Raw genomic sequence first — 19,414 nt, 5'->3', positions numbered from 1 at the left:
CGTATTTTAGGACGAGACACTGCTCACTTTATAAAAAGATAAACAAAGGGTTGTTTTTAAAATTTTATTTGATAATAATTATCATTAACATCCAATAAAGAGATGCAGATGATGATGAAAGAGCAGCAGGTTCTCTATTCGAGATTTTACAAAGCACAGGATCGCTTTGCTTCATTAGAACAAGTTCAAGGCCATGAGCCGTTTGTAATTCGAGAGTATATCGAGTGTGCACTGACGCTTTCGGCTTACTATGAAAAGCATGCCGCTCAAGAAAACATCTTGTTGTGCGAGCTGTATCTACGCCAAGTTTTCTTTCATTTGATTGAAGCGATTGAGTCTCCTCAGCGCAGTTTCGCCTTTCGTCATATCTGCCTAGACTCTATTCACTCACCACTATTTTATTTGAAGCGCCACTACTGCCAGCAACCTCAAGGCCAAGCGCGTTTTTTGAATCTCAGCCAAACACTACAACAAGTCCAAGCCCCACTTGGCTAACAAGGATAGAACATGACCCTACAATTTCGGATTGAAAAAGACAGCATGGGCGAAGTGAAAGTCCCTGCCGATGCGCTATACCAAGCACAAACTCAGCGTGCAGCGGATAACTTCGCGTTTAGCTCTCACAAGATGCCGACAAGTTTTATTCAAGCACTGGCGTTAATTAAACAGGCAGCGGCAGATACCAATGCTCAGTTAGGTCTACTGGAAGGTGATATTGCCAACGCGATAGCCGAAGCCAGCCAAGAGATCATTGAGGGTAAACACCTCGATCAATTCCCTATCGATGTCTACCAAACCGGTTCAGGTACCAGTTCCAACATGAATGCCAATGAAGTGATTGCTACGCTTGCCTCAAGAAGCTTGCAAGGCGACGTGAACCCCAATGATCACGTCAACATGGGCCAAAGCAGTAACGATGTGGTGCCAACCGCAATTCAAGTGAGCGTTGCTTTGATGGCTGAAAATAAGCTATTACCTGCATTAACTCACCTTTCTGAAGCACTCACCATCAAACAACAGGAACTTGCGGAGGTCGTGAAGACCGGCCGCACTCATCTAATGGATGCGATGCCAATGACCTTTGCTCAAGAGCTAGGTGGTTGGAAATTTCAGATAGAACACGCTAAGCAAGCAATAGAGAACACCCTGCCCGCTATCAAGGCTTTAGCACAAGGTGGTACTGCGGTTGGAACAGGGATCAATGCTGACCCACGCTTTGCCGATAAGTTTGCGAGTAACCTGTCTCAATCGACAAAGATCAGTTTTAGCTCGAGTGAAAACTTCTTTTTTAGCCTCAGCAGTCAAGACGCGATCGTTGCGCTGTCAGGTCAGCTCAAAACGGCAGCAGTTGCGATCATGAAGATCTCAAACGATCTTCGCTGGATGAACTCTGGGCCGTTGGCTGGCTTAGGGGAAATTGAATTACAGGCTCTACAACCAGGCTCATCGATCATGCCTGGCAAGGTAAATCCTGTGATTCCAGAAGCTGCAGCTATGGCGGCGGCGCAAGTCATTGGCAACGACACCACCATTACCGTAGCCGGACAATCAGGTAACTTCCAACTTAATGTGATGCTGCCAGTGATTGCTCATAACGTGTTGGAAAGTATTGAGTTATTGGCAAACAGCTCAGTCGCTTTAGCGGACAAAGCCATCGCGACCTTCACGGTACGCCAAGACAATCTCGATTTGGCACTGTCAAAGAACCCAATCCTAGTGACCGCACTTAACCCTGTGATTGGCTACTTGAAGGCGGCTGATATTGCCAAGAAAGCTTACAAAGAAGGCTTACCAATTCTGGATGTCGCAGAAAGAGAAACCGATCTTAGCCGAGAAGAGCTCAGTAAACTGCTTGATCCAACCACACTGACACAAGGTGGCATTGCTGGTTAGTTATTGAATTAACAAGCGAATCGGCGTTCGCAAAAAAAACAGAGACAAAAAAGGCCTCATCTGAGGCCTTTTCACTATCCGCTCACGAACGTACTAATCCGAGCCTGTTAACCCAAACTAGCTCACTCGATTCAAGACCGCTCTTAACTTAAGTGGCTTCACTGGCTTGGCAATAAAGCGAAAGCTGTTGGCCTTTATCGCTGCCAACATGTCATCGGTTCTATCGGCACTAATGATGACCCCTTCAAAAGAGTCTCCGAGGCGCAAGCGACACTGCTGCAGGACTTCGAGACCCGTTCTGCCATTATCTAAACGGTAATCAGAGAAAATCACATCAGGTAGCCAACCCTCATCTAGGCACTGCAAGCTTTCGACCAAATCAACCGCCGTCTTAACCTCACAGCCCCAACGTCCGATCAGGTTTTCCATACCGACTAAGATTTCTCGTTCATTATCGACACACAATATCTTGAGATGTTCGATGTCGCTGGTCGCCATTGGCGTCGAAGCTTGCACAACTGGAGCCACTTTTTCCGCTCTAGCTAAGGTGATGGAAAAGACACTGCCTTGCCCCGGCCATGAGCGCATCGAAATTTGATGGCCAAGCACATGAGCAATACCTTTCGAGATAGCCAGCCCTAACCCCAATCCTTGATCGGCTCGTACTTGGCTGCCACGAGTAAACTCTTCAAAGATTTCTTGTTGCTTGTCTTCATCGATACCGGTTCCATTATCCCACACATCAATTCGAACCTGTCCATTCACTCTTCTCGCACCCAGTACCACTTTCCCTTCCGGGTTATAGCGGAACGCATTGGTCAAAAAGTTCTGAATCACACGCCTCAACAGCTTAGGGTCTGAATGAATGAACAATGACGACGGAATCATCTTAAACTCAATTTTCTGTTGTCTCGCTAGAGCGCTAAATTCCGCGTTCAAATTGGTTAATACGTCATGCACGGCAATCGCGTGAATGTTGGTTTCTAACTTTCCGGACTCCAATCGAGAGATATCCAGCAAGTCACCAATCAAATCTTCTGCGGCGCCAAGTGCACTCTCGATGTGAGATGACAATTGCTTCACCTCTTGCTCTTTTGCCACCTCAGACAGTGACGAAGCAAATAGACGTGCGGCATTGAGCGGCTGCATCAAATCGTGGCTTACCGCGGCTAGAAAACGACTCTTAGATTGTGATTCTTGATCCGAAATCTGCGTGGCTTTTACCAAGCGATGATTCAGTTTTTCGAGCTCTTGAGTTCGCTCATGCACTCTCGATTCCAAGCTTTCATTGGCATCTTTTAGCGCTTGCTCTGCTTGTCGGAATACCGTGATGTCGGTAAAGCTCATCACAAAACCACCACTTGGCATTGGGTTACCTTGCACCTCAATCACTCGGCCATCAGGACGAATACGAGAAGAGGTGTGTCGAGTGCCTTGCTCAAGGTGATAAACACGGCGGCGAACGTGATCTTCCGGGTCACCTGGGCCACACAACCCTTGCTCGGCATTATGACGAATCACGTCTGAAATGGGTCGCCCAACCTGAATCAAACCCGCAGGGAATTCAAACAATTCTAGGTAACGCTGATTCCATGCAACCAGCCTCATTTGTTTGTCGATTACTGCGATGCCTTGGCCAATATGTTCAATCGCGCCTTGCAGTAAACCGCGACTGAAGTCGTACAGCTCCGAGGCTTCATCAACGATGGTCGCGACTTCTTCAAGCTTCATGTTTCTTCCCTGCAAAGCAGAAGTAAGTACTAACTTAGCAGATGAAGCACCGAATACACCGGCGAGCACGCGCTCTGCGTGTCGAATCAGACTCGCAGGCGCTTGTTGATTAGGAAGCAGCGGCTGCCCGTGTTGTTGCCAATAGCTGTGTAAAGCACTTTTCGCACGCTTACGGCCCACAAAACGCGACGCCAGCATCTCTAATTCAGCGACCGTCACTCGGTTCTGGTAAAGGCTGATATTCTCGTTTTCAGGCAGCGGCGTGCCAACAAATGCTGCTGATTGTAAGCGCTCACTTAGGCTTGGGCGAGTCGTCATCGAAACCACGGCATAGCACAAGGTATTAAGTACAATACTCAGCACAATGCCCCAGTTTGAACTGCTGATATTCCAGCTACTGAGCAGTTCTGGCGGCGTGATAATCCACAGTAAAAGGTTACTTTCACTGTCGCCAGCCAACATGCTGGTTTGGCTCATCAAGGTAATCAGCCAAATCAACGAGCCCACCATTAAGCCGACATACACGCCCTTGCGGTTACCCGGGCGCCAGTACAAACCACCAATAAGTGCTGGCGCGAATTGAGCAATCGCAGCAAAGGAAAGAAAGCCAATCGCTGACAGTGAATGGATGGTATCGAGCGCCTGATAAAACAGCCAAGCACCCAGTAACAGCAGTAAAATTAGCCCGCGGCGAATCACCAATAGCAGGCCAGAAAAGTGTCGATGGGTTCTTTGAGTTAGGCGCATACGGCGCAGTAACAATGGCATCACTAAATCATTCGACACCATGATCGCCAAGGCGATGGTCGACACTATCACCATGCCACTTGCCGCAGACGTACCACCAAGGAAAGCCAGCAAGGCAATGTGATTAGCGCCTTCTGACATTGGCACACTGATCACATAGGTATCCGCTGGCATACCAGTAAGTAGTCCTTGTCCTGCCCAAGCAATTGGCAGCACGAACAGTCCCATCAAAATCAGGTAAAGCGGAAACAACCAACGAGCGGTATGCAGGTCTTGAGGACGTTCGTTCTCTACCACCATGGTATGGAACTGGCGTGGCAGACAGACAATCGCCAACATGGTCAAAACGGTATGAATAATTAAGGTCGGAATATTGGGTGATTCGTAGGTGGAAGCCGCCACATCAAGCAAGTCGATCTTGTCGCTGCTCATCGCCAGATACATGATGAATAGGCCAACGATCAGGAATGCCGCGAGCTTAACGATGGATTCAAACGCCACCGCCATCATCATGCCACGGTGATGCTCTGTGTTATCAATGTGTCTTGTACCAAACAGCATGGTGAAAATAGCCAAAGCACCGACCACAAACCAAGACACATGATAGTCCTGATAACCGAAGTCAGCCGCTAGGTTGGGTGCAACAATATCCAACCCCATGGTAATACCACGCAGTTGCAGAGCAATATAAGGAAGGATACCAACCACGGCGATAACCGTCACCGCCACCGCTAAGCCCTGAGATTTTCCATAACGAGCCGCGATAAAGTCGGCAATGGAGGTGATATGTTCCCGCTTCGCAATCAGGATCAGCCGCGCCAAGATCCGCCAGCCTAGTGTAAAGACTAGAATCGGGGCGAGGTAAATGGGTAAAAAAGACCAAGGGTTGTTACTCGCCTGCCCGACCGTTCCATAGAAGGTCCAAGAGGTACAATACACGGCAATCGAAAGGCTATAGATCCACGGGCGCCAACGCGATAGCCAACGAACCTGCCTGTCTCCATACCAAGCGATCAGAAATAACACGCCCAAGTAGGCTAAAGAGACTGGAATTACTATCCATCCTTGCATTGAAAACCCTTTTTTCATCCATAAAAAAACCTCTCCATAAGGGAGAGGTTTCATTTAACTAAGGATGGGTGATTAACTCAATCGCATCGCTTAAATTCTGTGCTTTAGACTCTAATTATCAGCATTTGCTGTGAGATTCTGACTGTTCCGAATCTGATTGATTAATCTCAACCACTGAACTTCTTTCATCCAACTTAATGAACAGAGCAAGTGCACCCATTGCAGCCATGCCCCAGAAGATATTTGCGCCCCAAAGCTCATAACCCCAACCACTTAAGGTGGTCATCAGTGCAATAAAGGCACCTAATGGAATCGCGTTATACAGGGCTTGTAGCGCAACCATCTTGTTTTGTTCTTCAGATTGGATGTATTGAATCGCGGCGATGTGTGCCATGGCAAATGTCACACCGTGCAGCAACTGCACCATCACCAGTGCAAAAATCGCCGTGGTTGATGCGGTAATACCCCAACGCGCCATCACCCCAATAGCCGCGACGACAAACAAAGTACGCAGTGACCAGCCTGAGAATAATCGCTTACTCAGAGCAAATACGGCCACTTCAGCAACAACACCTAAACTCCACAAATAACCGATGATAGCTTCTGAGTGACCCGCTTCTTTCCAATAAATCGCACTAAAACTGTAGTAAGCCGCATGACTACCTTGCAGCAGCGCCATCAAGGCTAAAAACTTTACCACTGACGACTCACGCAGCAGTTCACCTAGTTTTGGTCGCGCCGCTTGTTGCTCAGATTGTGTTACTGGCATCACATTGGGGTTTCTCATCGCAAGAATCAATGACAGCAACACACCGGCAAGCGCAGTATACAAAATCATGTCAGTGCCGAATTGTGCCACCAAATAGCCAACAACCGTTGAACCTGCGATAAAGGCAATTGATCCCCAAAGACGAGTTCGGCCGTAGTCGAGCATTTTCAAACGACTGTAATGGTTAGCCATCGCATCAGAAAGAGGAATGATCGGCCCACAACAGAGGTTAAACAGTACCGTTGCCAACAACATCAGTATAAAGCTGCCACCGGTGAAGAAGTGGAAACCGACAAACAGCAGCGCAGCGAAACTCAAACAGCGTAGCGCTGGCATCAAGTGTTCCACTTTATGGATACGCGGCGTAATCACTAAGTTGGCCACACAACGAGTCGCAAAGCCGATACCAATCAATACGCCAATATCACCAGCAGACACGCCTTGGTCTTCAAACCACAACGCCCAAAATGGCAAATACACGCCATACGCAAAAAAGAAACCAAGAAAATACTGAGAGATCCAGCCATAGGGTGAAGGGCTAAACATAAATGACCTATAAAGTGTGCGGAAAAAGGCAGCACCAATTATGCCTATCTCGCATACGATGAAAAAGGGAATTATTACTGGGATAGTATTCCCATATTCAATGGGTCTGGATATCGCATTTCAACAAGAGATTTCACGCTCATCAATACTCATACTCGCATTTAGACTAAAGTCGTCTGGAGCTTCGCTGGTATTTTGTCAGACTGATTAAAGACTCCCATTTCTTCTTGTGATGCTTATGCCTGACAAATTTAATATGCAGCACCCGCCCTTCGATAGCCTGTCCGACGCCGAACAGTTGAAGCTTCGCTCTTCATTAGACGTGGTGTATTACCGCTCTCAAGAAGTGATACTGGAAGCTGAAAGGCCGAGCCGACACCTGCATATTTTGATCAAAGGAGCTGTTGAAGAGCGCGCGAGCAGTGATGGTGAGATTTACGCACACTATGCCAATGACGATATTTTTGATGTCCGCAGCCAGTTTGAACCCCACACCAAACACCAATATATCGCACTCGAAGATACATTAAGTTATCTGCTGCCCACCGATATTTTTCTTGAGCTTTACCACGCCAATGGCCAATTCGCTGCCTACTTTGATAGCAACCTATCAACACGAAAAGCTTTGATAGAAGCCGCCCAGCAGCAACAGAATCTTGCCGAGTTTATATTAACCAAAGTGGATGACTCTATCTATCACCCACCACTGATACTTGAACCAAACCAACCGATCAACCAAGTCACTCAAACCCTTAAAGAACAAGGGTTAGACTCGGCCCTAGTCCATTTGGAACATAATGATCCAAAAGCTTTTGGATCATCATGTTCCTTGTCGTATGGAATCGTCACTCGAACCAATTTATTGCATGCTGTGATGCTCGATAATTTCACACTGGATGCGCCTGTCGGTGAGATCGCAACGTTTCCGGTGATGCACGTGAACCAAGGCGATTTCTTATTTAACGCCATGATTACCATGACCAGAAATCGAGTAAAAAGGTTGATGGTTTGTGATGGTAAAAATGCGGTCGGCATGGTGGATATGACACAGATTCTCAGTGCATTCTCCACACACTCCCACGTTCTTACTTTGCGTATTGCGCGCGCCACCAGCGTTGAAGAATTGGCAATGGCATCCAACAAACAACGTCAACTGGTCGAGAGCTTGCTCAGTAATGGGATTCGCACACGCTTTATCATGGAGCTGATTTCTGCGGTCAACGAACAGATCATAGAGAAGGCTTTTGAGTTGGTGATCCCACCTGCACTGCATAATCATTGCTGCCTAATCGTGTTGGGTTCTGAGGGGCGTGGAGAGCAAATTCTCAAAACCGATCAAGACAACGCTCTGATTATTCAAGATGGTTTGGAATGGCATCAATGCCAAAGTGCCATGAACGACCTCACCCATACCCTTCAACAATTGGGTTACCCACTGTGCCCGGGCAACGTAATGGTCAACAATCCGAAATGGGTGCATTCAGAACAAGAGTGGAAACAAACCCTCACCCATTGGGTAAAAAAAGCCACGCCAGACACCGTGATGGATATCGCGATCATGGCAGATGCACACGCAGTAGCGGGGAATAGAGAGTTATTAAAACCTGTAAAGCAGCACCTCAGTGATTTAATGCTCGGACAAGAATTGATTCTGACGGAGTTCTGCCGCCCGGCGCTGAACTTCTCAGTTCCCCTGACCCTGTTTGGTAATGTGAAGCAATCTAAGTCCGGACTCGATATCAAACAAGGCGGTATTTTCCCTATCGTGCATGGTGTGAGAGCGCTTTGCCTAGAACATGGTGTCACGGTCAACAACACCTTCGAACGCATTGAGCAGCTGGTCAGCAAGAAAGTATTAGAGCAAAGTACTGCCGATAATCTCAGTGAAGCACTCAAGCAATTCTTTAAGTGGCGCTTAGCCCAAAGGCTTTCTCAGCAGCACAGCAGCAACAAGATTAACGTCAAACTGATGGAACGAGCAGACAGGGATCTGCTTCGTCATAGCCTGCACGTGGTGAAGAAATTCAAGCAATGGCTCGGCTACCACTATCAGATACGGGATTAGGCATTGAACGATGAATAGGTTGGTTCGCTATTACTGGCATCACAAGCTCAAAGGCTCCCTCTATCAGCCTCTGTTTACCGCGCCTATTGATCATGAATATGTATCGCTCGATTGTGAAACCACCAGCCTAGATCCCAATCAGGCAGAATTAGTTACCATTGCCGCGACCAAGATCATCGGTAACCGAATCATTACCAGCCAACCTTTTGAAGTCCGGTTGCGCGCCCCCCAATCGCTCGATTGCAATTCAATAAAAATCCACCGTATCCGTCATCAAGATCTAAAGCACGGCATCGAAGAAAAACAGGCTTTAATCGAGCTACTGAACTTCATTGGAAATCGTCCTTTAGTCGGCTATCACATCCGCTATGATAAAAAAATTCTCGACCGCGCCTGTTTAAAACAGCTTGGATTTCCACTGCCTAACCGATTAGTCGAAGTGAGCCAACTCTATCAAGACAAACTCGAAAGACAGCTGCCCAATGCCTATTTTGATCTCAGTATGGACGCCATCTGTCGCCAACTCGATTTACCTATCCCGGTCAATAAACATGATGCATTACAAGACGCTATCTCCGCTGCGCTGATCTTTGTGCGCCTGAAACATGGTGACCTTCCCCGTTTCAACTCTTCTTATTCTTAATTCAACCACTGGCGCTTCACATAGAGAGCAACATCTCAAAATTGAACTTAACTCGCTATTTTGTAAGTGAAAAGCAGCGTCTCATCCTAAAGTCTAATTGTGGAAATCGCCGTCCTAGCCGAGAGTGATAACACAAAGACGGTTCTGTAATAGACCTAGAAACTGAACACAAAGGAAGTTGCCAGTTCATTAGGAATGTAGGCACAAGGAGAGATGCAATGAGTGAAGCCCACGTTTATCCGGTAAAAGAAAATATTAAATCAACCACACACGCGGATAATGACACTTACCTAGCCATGTACCAGCAATCTGTTTCTGACCCTGAAGGCTTTTGGGGTGAACACGGAAAAATCGTTGATTGGATCAAACCTTTCACACAAGTAAAAAACACCTCTTTCGATCCTGGCCACATTGATATTCGCTGGTTTGAAGATGGCACGCTTAACGTTTCGGCTAACTGTATCGACCGCCACCTTGCTGAGCGCGGTGATGAAGTCGCTATCATCTGGGAAGGCGATGACCCGGCAGATGATAAAACTCTAACTTTTAATGAACTGCATAAAGAAGTGTGCCTGTTTTCGAATGCTCTAAAAGAGCAAGGCGTGCGCAAAGGTGATGTGGTTTGTTTATACATGCCAATGGTGCCAGAAGCGGCAGTAGCCATGCTGGCGTGTACCCGTATCGGTGCGGTTCACACAGTCGTATTTGGTGGTTTCTCACCAGAAGCACTGTCTGGTCGTATTATCGATTCAAATTCTAAAGTCGTTATCACTGCCGATGAAGGCGTGCGTGGCGGCCGTGCTGTTCCACTGAAAAAGAATGTCGATGAAGCACTGACGAACCCTGAAGTGAAAAACATCGAGAAGGTTGTTGTATTCAAACGCACTGGCGGTGATGTGGCATGGCACGAACATCGCGATGTGTGGTGGCACGATGCTATTGCTAATGTATCTGCAGATTGCCCACCAGAAGAGATGAACGCAGAAGATCCACTATTCATCCTTTATACGTCAGGCTCAACAGGTAAACCTAAAGGCGTTATGCACACCACAGGTGGCTACCTTGTTTATGCTGCGATGACCTTCAAATACGTATTCGATTACCAAGAAGGCGAGACTTTCTGGTGTACAGCCGATGTGGGTTGGATTACCGGTCACACATATCTTGTTTACGGACCGCTTGCTAATGGCGCAAAAACGATTCTGTTTGAAGGCGTGCCAAATTACCCGAACACCAGCCGCATGAGCGAAGTGGTCGATAAGCACCAAGTTAATATTCTTTATACGGCGCCAACGGCTATTCGTGCATTGATGGCGAAAGGCAATGAAGCCGTTGAAGGTACTTCTCGTGACAGCCTAAGAATCATGGGCTCAGTGGGTGAACCTATCAACCCAGAGGCGTGGGAGTGGTACTACAAAACAATCGGTAATGAGCAATCTCCAATTGTTGATACATGGTGGCAAACAGAAACGGGCGGTATCTTGATTGCACCGCTACCAGGCGCAACAGACCTGAAACCGGGCTCTGCAACTCGTCCATTCTTCGGTGTGCAACCGGCACTGGTTGATAACATGGGTAACATCATTGAGGGTGCAACAGACGGCAACCTAGTGATTCTTGACTCTTGGCCAGGCCAAATGCGTACCGTTCATGGCGATCATGACCGCTTCGAACAGACTTACTTCTCGACCTTTAAAGGCATGTACTTCACCAGTGACGGCGCTCGTCGTGATGAAGACGGTTACTACTGGATTACGGGGCGTGTCGATGATGTACTTAACGTATCAGGTCACCGTATGGGTACTGCTGAGATTGAATCGGCTCTAGTCGCGTTCGATAAGATTGCAGAAGCCGCGATTGTGGGCATCCCTCATGATATTAAAGGCCAAGCGATTTACGCTTACATCACGCTGAATGATGGTGAGTTCCCAACCGCAGAGCTTCATAAAGAAGTAAAAGACTGGGTACGTAAAGAGATTGGCCCAATTGCAACGCCAGATGTACTGCACTGGACCGACTCTCTACCAAAAACTCGTTCGGGTAAAATCATGCGTCGTATCCTGCGTAAAATCGCGACTGGCGATACAGGTAACCTAGGTGATACCTCGACACTGGCCGACCCAAGTGTGGTTGATAAGCTGATTGCCGAGAAAGCAGAACTGGCATAAGCAACCAGTCACAGCAGCTAATCACTGTTTAAAACAGCACTTTCTAAACCGTCACCTATGTGGCGGTTTTTTTATGGCTGATCTTGATCTCAAATATCCCGCCCCAAATTAAGGCTAAGACGCTTTTTTGTTAAGTTGGTAACAATTCCAAGCTGTATCAATAGGAGATTAGACCAGTAAATTGCTGCGATTTGCGCTGAATTAGCTATAATCTGGTTCTAATTTTTAAATTTGGGTTTTTCTCACTAGAAATTAACCGCAAATTTTCAATAAAATGGCAACATTCACGTTCGTAAACACGATAAAGGAAGATAGCCCCACGATGTCTACAAAGTTTCGCATTCTAGTTTTAAATGGCCCAAACCTTAACCTGTTAGGCCTTAGAGAGCCTGCACACTACGGTTCTCAAACACTTGACCAGATTATTAGCTCACTGACCGAGCAAGCGAAAGCACACGATGTTGAGCTATCTCACTTACAGTCAAATCGTGAGTACGAACTGATTGAAGCTATCCATAGTGCTTATCAAAATGTTGATTTTATTATTATCAACCCAGCAGCCTTTACACATACCAGTGTGGCACTGCGTGATGCACTACTTGGCGTTGCAATACCATTTATTGAGGTTCATCTATCGAATGTTCACGCGCGTGAACCATTCCGTCACCACTCTTACCTATCTGATAAAGCAGAAGGTGTGATTTGTGGCTTAGGTGCCCAAGGTTATCAATTTGCTTTGACCGCTGCGCTCAGCAAGCTCAACTCAAAGTAAACATAAACAACGAACTATTACTAACCTACTCAGTCATAGAGTAAGTTCAATTAACAGATAAAGAGAAAGAAACAATGGATATTCGCAAAATCAAAAAGCTAATCGAATTGGTTGAAGAGTCTGGTATTTCTGAGCTAGAAATCTCTGAAGGTGAAGAGTCAGTACGAATCAGTCGTAACAGCACTGCACCTGTAGCACCTGTTCAATATGCAGCTGCTCCAGCACCTGTAGCGGCAGCAGCTCCTGCGGCGGCACCTGTAGCAGCAGAAGCAGCAGCTCCTGCAGTTCCAGCTGGTCACCAAGTTCTTTCTCCAATGGTTGGTACTTTCTACGGCGCTCCAAGCCCAGACGCAAAACCATTCGTTAAAGTTGGTCAATCTGTAACTGCTGGCGAAACGCTATGTATCGTTGAAGCAATGAAAATGATGAACCAAATCGAAGCTGATAAATCTGGTGTTGTAACAGCTATCCTAGTTGAAGACGGTCAACCAGTAGAATTCGACCAAGCTCTAGTAATTATCGAATAATAGAGAGCACTCATTATGTTAGATAAATTAGTAATCGCGAACCGTGGTGAGATTGCACTACGTATTCTGCGTGCATGTAAAGAGCTTGGCATTAAAACGGTAGCGGTTCACTCAACTGCTGACCGTGACCTTAAGCACGTACTGCTTGCAGACGAAACCATTTGTATCGGTCCAGCTCGTGGTATCGATAGCTACCTAAACATCCCTCGTATCATCAGCGCAGCTGAAGTGACAGGTGCAGTAGCTGTTCACCCTGGCTACGGCTTCCTATCTGAAAATGCAGACTTTGCAGAACAGGTAGAGCGCAGTGGCTTTATCTTCGTTGGCCCTAAAGCTGAAACCATTCGCATGATGGGTGACAAAGTGTCAGCTATCACGTCAATGAAGAAAGCTGGCGTACCTTGTGTACCAGGTTCTGACGGCCCTCTTGACGACGACGAAGCAAAAAACAAAGCGCACGCTAAACGCATTGGCTTCCCAGTTATCATCAAGGCATCTGGCGGCGGCGGCGGTCGTGGTATGCGTGTTGTTCGTTCTGAAGCAGAGCTAACAGAAGCTATCGCGATGACTCGTGCTGAAGCAAAAGCATGTTTCAACAACGACATGGTTTACATGGAGAAATTCCTAGAAAACCCACGTCACATTGAAGTACAAGTGCTTGCAGATGGCCAAGGCAATGCTATCCACCTAGGTGAACGTGACTGTTCAATGCAGCGTCGTCACCAGAAAGTTGTGGAAGAAGCGCCAGCTCCAGGTATCACTGAAGAGATGCGTAAGTACATCGGCGAACGCTGTACTCGTGCATGTATTGAGATCGGTTACCGCGGTGCAGGTACATTTGAATTCCTATACGAGAACGGTGAGTTCTACTTCATCGAGATGAACACTCGTATCCAGGTTGAACACACGATTACTGAAATGGTAACGGGTATCGACCTTGTGAAAGAACAGCTACGTATTGCAGCTGGTCAGCCTCTATCATTCACTCAGGATGACATTAAGCTGCGCGGCCACTCAATCGAATGTCGTATCAATGCTGAAGATCCAGTTCGTTTCCTACCTTCACCAGGTAAGATTGAACGTTTCCACGCACCAGGCGGCATGGGCGTACGTTGGGAATCTCACATCTACACTGGTTACACAGTACCACCACACTACGATTCAATGATTGGTAAGCTGATCACTTACGGTGAGAACCGTGATGTTGCTATCGCTCGTATGAAGAACGCATTGGGTGAAATGATTGTTGAAGGTATTAACGTTAACACTGAGCTTCAACTGTCTATTATGAACGACGAAAACTTCCAACACGGTGGTGCAAACATCCACTACCTTGAGAAGAAACTTGGTTTGTCATAATCCGTTCGTTTAAGAACAGTCAAAATGCTCACTTCGGTGAGCATTTTTGTTTTTGAACCACCGAAAAAATCAATCTTTAATCCCCATTATATTCCGTGGGGTTTTGGTGAATTTGCTCATATTTTCTGCTAGACTCGCCATCCAATTTTTCTCATATAGAAGATGCAGCCATGCCTTGGATTCAAATCAAGCTTAATGCTACCAATGAAAATGCCGAACAAATCGGCGACATGTTAATGGAAGAGACTGGTGCTCTTTCTGTAACTTTCCTGGATGCACAAGATACCCCTGTATTTGAGCCTCTGCCGGGTGAAACTCGCCTTTGGGGTGATACTGACATTCTCGCGCTTTACGACGCTGAGACTGATACTGGTGTCGTTCTAGCGCAGATTAAAGCAAGCAACATGTTCCCTGCAGACTTTGCTCATAAAGTAGAGCAAATTGAAGACAAGGATTGGGAACGTGAATGGATGGATAACTTCCACCCAATGAAGTTTGGTGAGCGTTTATGGATCTGCCCTAGCTGGCGCGATATCCCTGAACCTGACGCTGTTAACGTAATGCTAGACCCAGGCCTTGCATTTGGTACAGGTACTCACCCGACAACGGCATTGTGTCTGGAGTGGCTTGAAGGCTTAGACCTTGCAGGCAAAACCGTGATCGACTTCGGTTGTGGCTCAGGCATCCTAGCGATCGCTGCGATCAAACTAGGCGCGGCAAAAGTTATCGGGATCGACATTGATCCTCAAGCTCTGCTTGCATCAAAAGACAACGCACAACGCAATGGCGTTGCTGAGCAACTAGAGGTGTTCTTGCCACAAGATCAACCGGAAGGTTTGCTAGCAGACGTTGTTGTAGCCAACATTCTTGCAGGTCCATTACGCGACCTTTCTGGCATCATCAAAGGCCTAGTTAAGCCAAATGGTGTACTTGCGATGTCGGGTGTTTTAGATACACAAGCAGAAGATGTTGCGACTTATTATCGTGATGAGCTTCACATTGATCCGATCATCGAACAACAAGAATGGTGTCGAATCTCAGGTCGCAAGCAAGGCTAGACAAGACTTTGGGCGCTAATTGACTGAAATTTAAACAAATTACAAAAACAAATTGTAAATGCTCAAATATTAGTCTTTTCACGCAGCGAAAAAATGCGTAAAATGCGCGCCCTTGCTGGTACAGAACTGTGATGACATTTTTGAAAATCGGAAATTATCAACTTAAGAACAATCTAATCGTCGCTCCTATGGCTGGCGTAACGGATAGACCATTCCGTGAGTTGTGTCTTCGCTACGGTGCGGGGATGGCAGTCAGTGAAATGATGTCCTCCAATCCGAAAGTTTGGAAAACGTCAAAGTCTCAGCAGCGTATGGTACATGAAGGCGAATCGGGCATTCGTTCAGTACAAATCGCTGGTGCAGATCCACAGCTTATGGCCGAGGCTGCTCAATTTAATGTCGATAACGGTGCGCAAATCATCGATATCAACATGGGTTGTCCAGCCAAAAAAGTGAATAAGAAGCTTGCGGGCTCAGCCTTACTACAGCATCCAGAACTCATTGAAGACATTCTGAAAGCGGTGGTAAATGCTGTCGACGTTCCAGTAACGTTGAAAACGCGCACGGGCTGGGATACAGACAATAGAAACTGTGTCCAAATCGCGAAAATAGCCGAAGACTGCGGCATACAAGCTCTTGCGCTCCATGGAAGAACTCGCGCTTGTATGTACAAAGGTGAGGCAGAATACAAACACATTAAAGCAGCGAAACAAGCAGTATCTATTCCGGTTATCGCTAACGGTGATATCGATAGTCCGGAAAAAGCGAAGTTTGTGCTGGAGTACACCGGCGCTGATGCTTTAATGATAGGTCGACCTGCCCAAGGACGTCCTTGGATTTTTAACGAAATCCTACACTATTTGGAAAACGGCACCACGATGGACCCACTCCCGATTTCGGAAGTGAAAGACATCATGCTTGGTCATGTCCACGCTCTACATGAATTTTATGGAGAGTTTTTAGGCCCTCGCATCGCTCGTAAGCATGTGGGTTGGTATCTAAAAGAACATGAACAAGCGAGTGAGTTTCGCCGTACCTTCAACGCATTCGAAGCAGGTGATCTGCAGCTTGAAGCGCTAGAAGGTTTTTTTGATAACGTTGCACCATAATTACGAGAAGAGCTAGACCGAATATGTTCGAACAAAATCTGACTTCAGAAGCATTGACAGTAACTACAGTTACATCACAAGACCAAATCACGCAGAAGCCACTACGTGACTCAGTTAAAGCATCATTGAAAAATTACCTTGCTCAATTAAACGGTCAAGAAGTCAGCGAGTTATACGAATTAGTATTAGCTGAAGTTGAACAGCCACTACTAGACACTATCATGCAGTACACTCGCGGTAACCAAACTCGCGCAGCAACCATGATGGGTATTAACCGCGGTACTCTTCGCAAGAAACTTAAAAAATACGGCATGAACTAATCGTTCTTTCGTAATTTATTGAATTGAAAGCCAAGCTCATTGTTGAGTTTGGCTTTTTTTTGGCTTGTCGATCCGTGATAGTGGCTGATTACTCTCCAGTGCGACAACAGCGCCCTTTGTCGACGTTTGCGGAATCCAAGGCTGCCAGAATCGAACAATGGCTTGCATCGTCGTCTACGTGGCCGCAACACGCATCATTAATCTTCTTAAGTGCGGTGCGAATCTTAGTTAACTCAGTGATCTTCTCATCAATCATCTCTAATTTTGCTGAGGTAATCGACTTCACTTCAGCGCAACTGTGCTGTGTGGCCTCGAGGCGAATCTCAAGCAATTCTTTAATCTCGTCCAAACTCAGCCCCAACGCTTTAGATTTGAGAATAAACGTCACCTGTTTCTGGTTATTTTCATCATATAGGCGATAGCCCGACTCACTGCGACTGGCTGGCGCGATCAGGTTATTCTTCTCATAAAATCGCAAGGTATCGGCTGTCACACCGCATCGCTTCGCTAATTCACCGATCTGAAACATGGTTTTTCCTACTGTTTCGTCCATTCCACAATTAACCTTATCGTTACTTTTCAGGCTGAAATGGCACTTTTCATAATTAATTTTGAGATGCCAAACGATTGCGCGAGCTTTTTTGTAATAAATTAGTTAGAATCTGCGCCATCAAATTTGGAGTTGGTTATCTTATAGCTTAATCCTAAGACTAACCCAAAAGGTCTTTACCAAAACTGGCCAATATTTTATCTCTTACTGGTATCTAAGATAATCCACGCTAAGAAGATAGAAACAAGTTCTTTTTTGGCAAATATCTTTATTTTAACCCCATGAATTTGAGGAAGATGGAAGCATGAATAACGCTCGTCCAATTCGCCGCGCTCTAATCAGCGTATCAGACAAAACTGGTATCGTTGAATTTGCACAAGCTCTTGCTAACCGTGGTGTAGATATCCTATCTACCGGTGGCACTGCTCGCCTGCTTGCTGAAAAAGGCATCTCTGTTACAGAAGTATCTGACTACACTGGTTTCCCAGAAATGATGGATGGCCGTGTTAAGACTCTGCACCCAAAAGTTCATGGTGGTGTTCTAGGCCGTCGTGGCCAAGATGATGACGTGATGGAAACTCACGGTATCAACCCTATCGATATGGTTGTTGTAAACCTATACCCATTCGCAGAAACCGTTGCTAAAGAAGGTTGTACCCTTGCTGACGCTGTTGAGAACATCGACATCGGCGGTCCAACAATGGTTCGCTCTGCAGCGAAAAACCACAAAGACGTCACTATCGTTGTTAACGCACACGACTACGAGCGCGTTGTCGCTGAAATGGACGCGAACGATAAATCTCTAACACTAGAGACTCGCTTCGACCTCGCTATCGCAGCATTCGAGCACACCGCTTCTTACGACGGCATGATCGCAAACTACTTCGGCACTATGGTTCCATCTTACGGTGAGAACAAAGAAGGTGACGAACCTTCTCCTGAAAACAAGAGCAAATTCCCTCGCACGTTCAACCAACAGTTCGAGAAAAAGCAAGACATGCGCTACGGTGAGAACAGCCACCAGGCAGCCGCATTCTACGTTGAAGCAAACCCTGAAGAAGCATCAGTTTCTACAGCTCGCCAGATTCAAGGTAAAGCCCTTTCTTACAACAACATCGCTGACACCGACGCAGCACTTGAGTGTGTGAAAGAGTTCGACCAGCCAGCATGTGTGATCGTTAAGCACGCTAACCCATGTGGTGTTGCACTAGGTGAAGACATCCTAGAAGCTTACGACCGTGCATTCAAAACAGACCCAACGTCTGCATTTGGCGGCATCATCGCTTTCAACCGTGAGCTAGACGCTGCAACAGCAACGGCTATCACTGAGCGTCAATTCGTTGAAGTTATCATTGCACCATCAGTTTCTGCTGAAGCAGTAGCAATCGTAGCGGCTAAGAAAAACCTTCGCCTACTTGAGTGTGGTGAGTGGACAACGAAGACAACTGGCTTTGACGTTAAACGCGTTAACGGTGGTTTGCTAGTTCAAGACCGCGACCAAGGCATGGTGTCTGAAGATGACCTTAAAGTGGTTTCTAAGCGCCAACCTACAGCTGAAGAATTGAAAGATGCTCTATTCTGCTGGAAAGTAGCGAAATACGTTAAATCTAACGCTATCGTTTACTCGAAAGGCGACATGACAATTGGTGTTGGCGCTGGCCAAATGAGCCGCGTTTACTCTGCGAAAATCGCAGGCATCAAAGCTGCAGACGAAGGTCTACAGGTTGAAGGCTGTGTGATGGCATCAGATGCATTCTTCCCATTCCGTGACGGTATCGACGCGGCTGCAGAGGCTGGCATCAAGTGTGTTATCCAACCGGGCGGCTCTATGCGTGATGACGAAGTTATCGCAGCAGCAGACGAACACGGCATGGCGATGATCTTTACGGGCATGCGTCACTTCCGCCACTAATTTCCTCTTCGTATTTGGCACTGTGGCGTCGTTAGCTGCTTTCGCCCACCCCGGTCACATAGCGAACTATGCTCCCGGGGATGGGCTCAATTGCTGCCTAGCCACATCACCAACTACTTTGAGCAAGACTTATTTAATTTAACTAATTTGAAATACTCTTAGTTTTAGAAATTT

Annotated in this window: 15 protein-coding genes; 12 read left to right on the top strand and 3 right to left on the bottom strand. The window is 46.7% G+C overall.

The window, feature by feature from the left end; translation table 11 throughout:
• Window positions 1-108: 108 nt before the first annotated feature.
• Together AB4384_RS08655 and AB4384_RS08650 are read left to right on the top strand one after the other, a co-directional pair.
• The gene (locus AB4384_RS08655; RefSeq protein ID WP_017062714.1) at window positions 109-495 is read left to right on the top strand and encodes a hypothetical protein; all 387 of its coding nucleotides are present in this window, start codon (window positions 109-111) and stop codon (window positions 493-495) included.
• Window positions 496-507: 12 nt separating this feature from the next.
• Window positions 508-1,893 carry a lyase family protein gene (locus AB4384_RS08650; protein ID WP_017062713.1) on the top strand — a complete coding sequence of 462 codons (1,386 nt, stop codon included), beginning with the start codon at window positions 508-510 and terminating at the stop codon, window positions 1,891-1,893.
• 117 nt (window positions 1,894-2,010) lie between these two features.
• Here AB4384_RS08650 and AB4384_RS08645 read toward each other — a convergent pair whose 3' ends face one another.
• On the bottom strand, window positions 2,011-5,442 hold the full coding sequence (locus AB4384_RS08645; RefSeq protein ID WP_372129338.1) for a PAS-domain containing protein: 3,432 nt from the start codon (window positions 5,440-5,442) through the stop codon (window positions 2,011-2,013).
• A 118-nt stretch (window positions 5,443-5,560) separates the two neighbouring features.
• Window positions 5,561-6,757 (bottom strand): 3-phenylpropionate MFS transporter, encoded by a 1,197-nt coding sequence (locus tag AB4384_RS08640; protein WP_017062710.1) that lies wholly within the window; start codon window positions 6,755-6,757, stop codon window positions 5,561-5,563.
• 232 nt (window positions 6,758-6,989) lie between these two features.
• Between AB4384_RS08640 and AB4384_RS08635 the strand changes: the two genes are divergently transcribed.
• From AB4384_RS08635 to fis, 9 genes are all read left to right on the top strand, one after another.
• Entirely contained in the window at window positions 6,990-8,822 is a 1,833-nt protein-coding gene (locus AB4384_RS08635) for a DUF294 nucleotidyltransferase-like domain-containing protein (protein ID WP_102429028.1), read from the top strand.
• Between the two features lie 10 nt (window positions 8,823-8,832).
• A complete protein-coding gene (locus tag AB4384_RS08630) occupies window positions 8,833-9,465 on the top strand; it encodes a 3'-5' exonuclease (protein WP_017062708.1) in 633 nt (210 codons plus the stop codon).
• A 218-nt stretch (window positions 9,466-9,683) separates the two neighbouring features.
• On the top strand, window positions 9,684-11,633 hold the full coding sequence (gene acs, locus AB4384_RS08625; RefSeq protein WP_009844693.1) for an acetate--CoA ligase: 1,950 nt from the start codon (window positions 9,684-9,686) through the stop codon (window positions 11,631-11,633).
• A gap of 322 nt (window positions 11,634-11,955) precedes the next feature.
• Window positions 11,956-12,405: a type II 3-dehydroquinate dehydratase gene (aroQ, locus tag AB4384_RS08620; RefSeq protein ID WP_010435475.1), complete on the top strand. Its 450-nt coding sequence runs from the start codon at window positions 11,956-11,958 to the stop codon at window positions 12,403-12,405.
• Window positions 12,406-12,479: 74 nt separating this feature from the next.
• Complete coding sequence (accB, locus tag AB4384_RS08615; protein ID WP_017062707.1) at window positions 12,480-12,932, top strand: acetyl-CoA carboxylase biotin carboxyl carrier protein; 453 nt, start codon at window positions 12,480-12,482, stop codon at window positions 12,930-12,932.
• Between the two features lie 15 nt (window positions 12,933-12,947).
• Complete coding sequence (gene accC, locus AB4384_RS08610; RefSeq protein ID WP_017062706.1) at window positions 12,948-14,291, top strand: acetyl-CoA carboxylase biotin carboxylase subunit; 1,344 nt, start codon at window positions 12,948-12,950, stop codon at window positions 14,289-14,291.
• 170 nt (window positions 14,292-14,461) lie between these two features.
• Window positions 14,462-15,349: a 50S ribosomal protein L11 methyltransferase gene (prmA, locus tag AB4384_RS08605; RefSeq protein ID WP_017055901.1), complete on the top strand. Its 888-nt coding sequence runs from the start codon at window positions 14,462-14,464 to the stop codon at window positions 15,347-15,349.
• Between the two features lie 140 nt (window positions 15,350-15,489).
• The gene (dusB, locus tag AB4384_RS08600; RefSeq protein ID WP_032546269.1) at window positions 15,490-16,458 is read left to right on the top strand and encodes a tRNA dihydrouridine synthase DusB; all 969 of its coding nucleotides are present in this window, start codon (window positions 15,490-15,492) and stop codon (window positions 16,456-16,458) included.
• 23 nt (window positions 16,459-16,481) lie between these two features.
• Complete coding sequence (gene fis / locus AB4384_RS08595; RefSeq protein ID WP_004729744.1) at window positions 16,482-16,778, top strand: DNA-binding transcriptional regulator Fis; 297 nt, start codon at window positions 16,482-16,484, stop codon at window positions 16,776-16,778.
• A gap of 88 nt (window positions 16,779-16,866) precedes the next feature.
• Here the strand turns inward: fis and zntR are convergent, their stop codons facing one another.
• The gene (zntR, locus tag AB4384_RS08590) at window positions 16,867-17,307 is read right to left on the bottom strand and encodes a Zn(2+)-responsive transcriptional regulator (protein WP_048612394.1); all 441 of its coding nucleotides are present in this window, start codon (window positions 17,305-17,307) and stop codon (window positions 16,867-16,869) included.
• Window positions 17,308-17,632: 325 nt separating this feature from the next.
• Here zntR and purH point away from each other — a divergent pair, with 325 nt between their 5' ends.
• The gene (purH, locus tag AB4384_RS08585) at window positions 17,633-19,240 is read left to right on the top strand and encodes a bifunctional phosphoribosylaminoimidazolecarboxamide formyltransferase/IMP cyclohydrolase (protein WP_065584281.1); all 1,608 of its coding nucleotides are present in this window, start codon (window positions 17,633-17,635) and stop codon (window positions 19,238-19,240) included.
• Window positions 19,241-19,414: the final 174 nt, after the last annotated feature.

Origin of the sequence: Vibrio sp. 10N.261.51.A4 (genome assembly GCF_041471945.1) — a bacterium.
GTDB classification, from domain to species: domain Bacteria; phylum Pseudomonadota; class Gammaproteobacteria; order Enterobacterales; family Vibrionaceae; genus Vibrio; species Vibrio crassostreae_C.
This window is presented reverse-complemented; position numbering and strand designations above follow the sequence as displayed.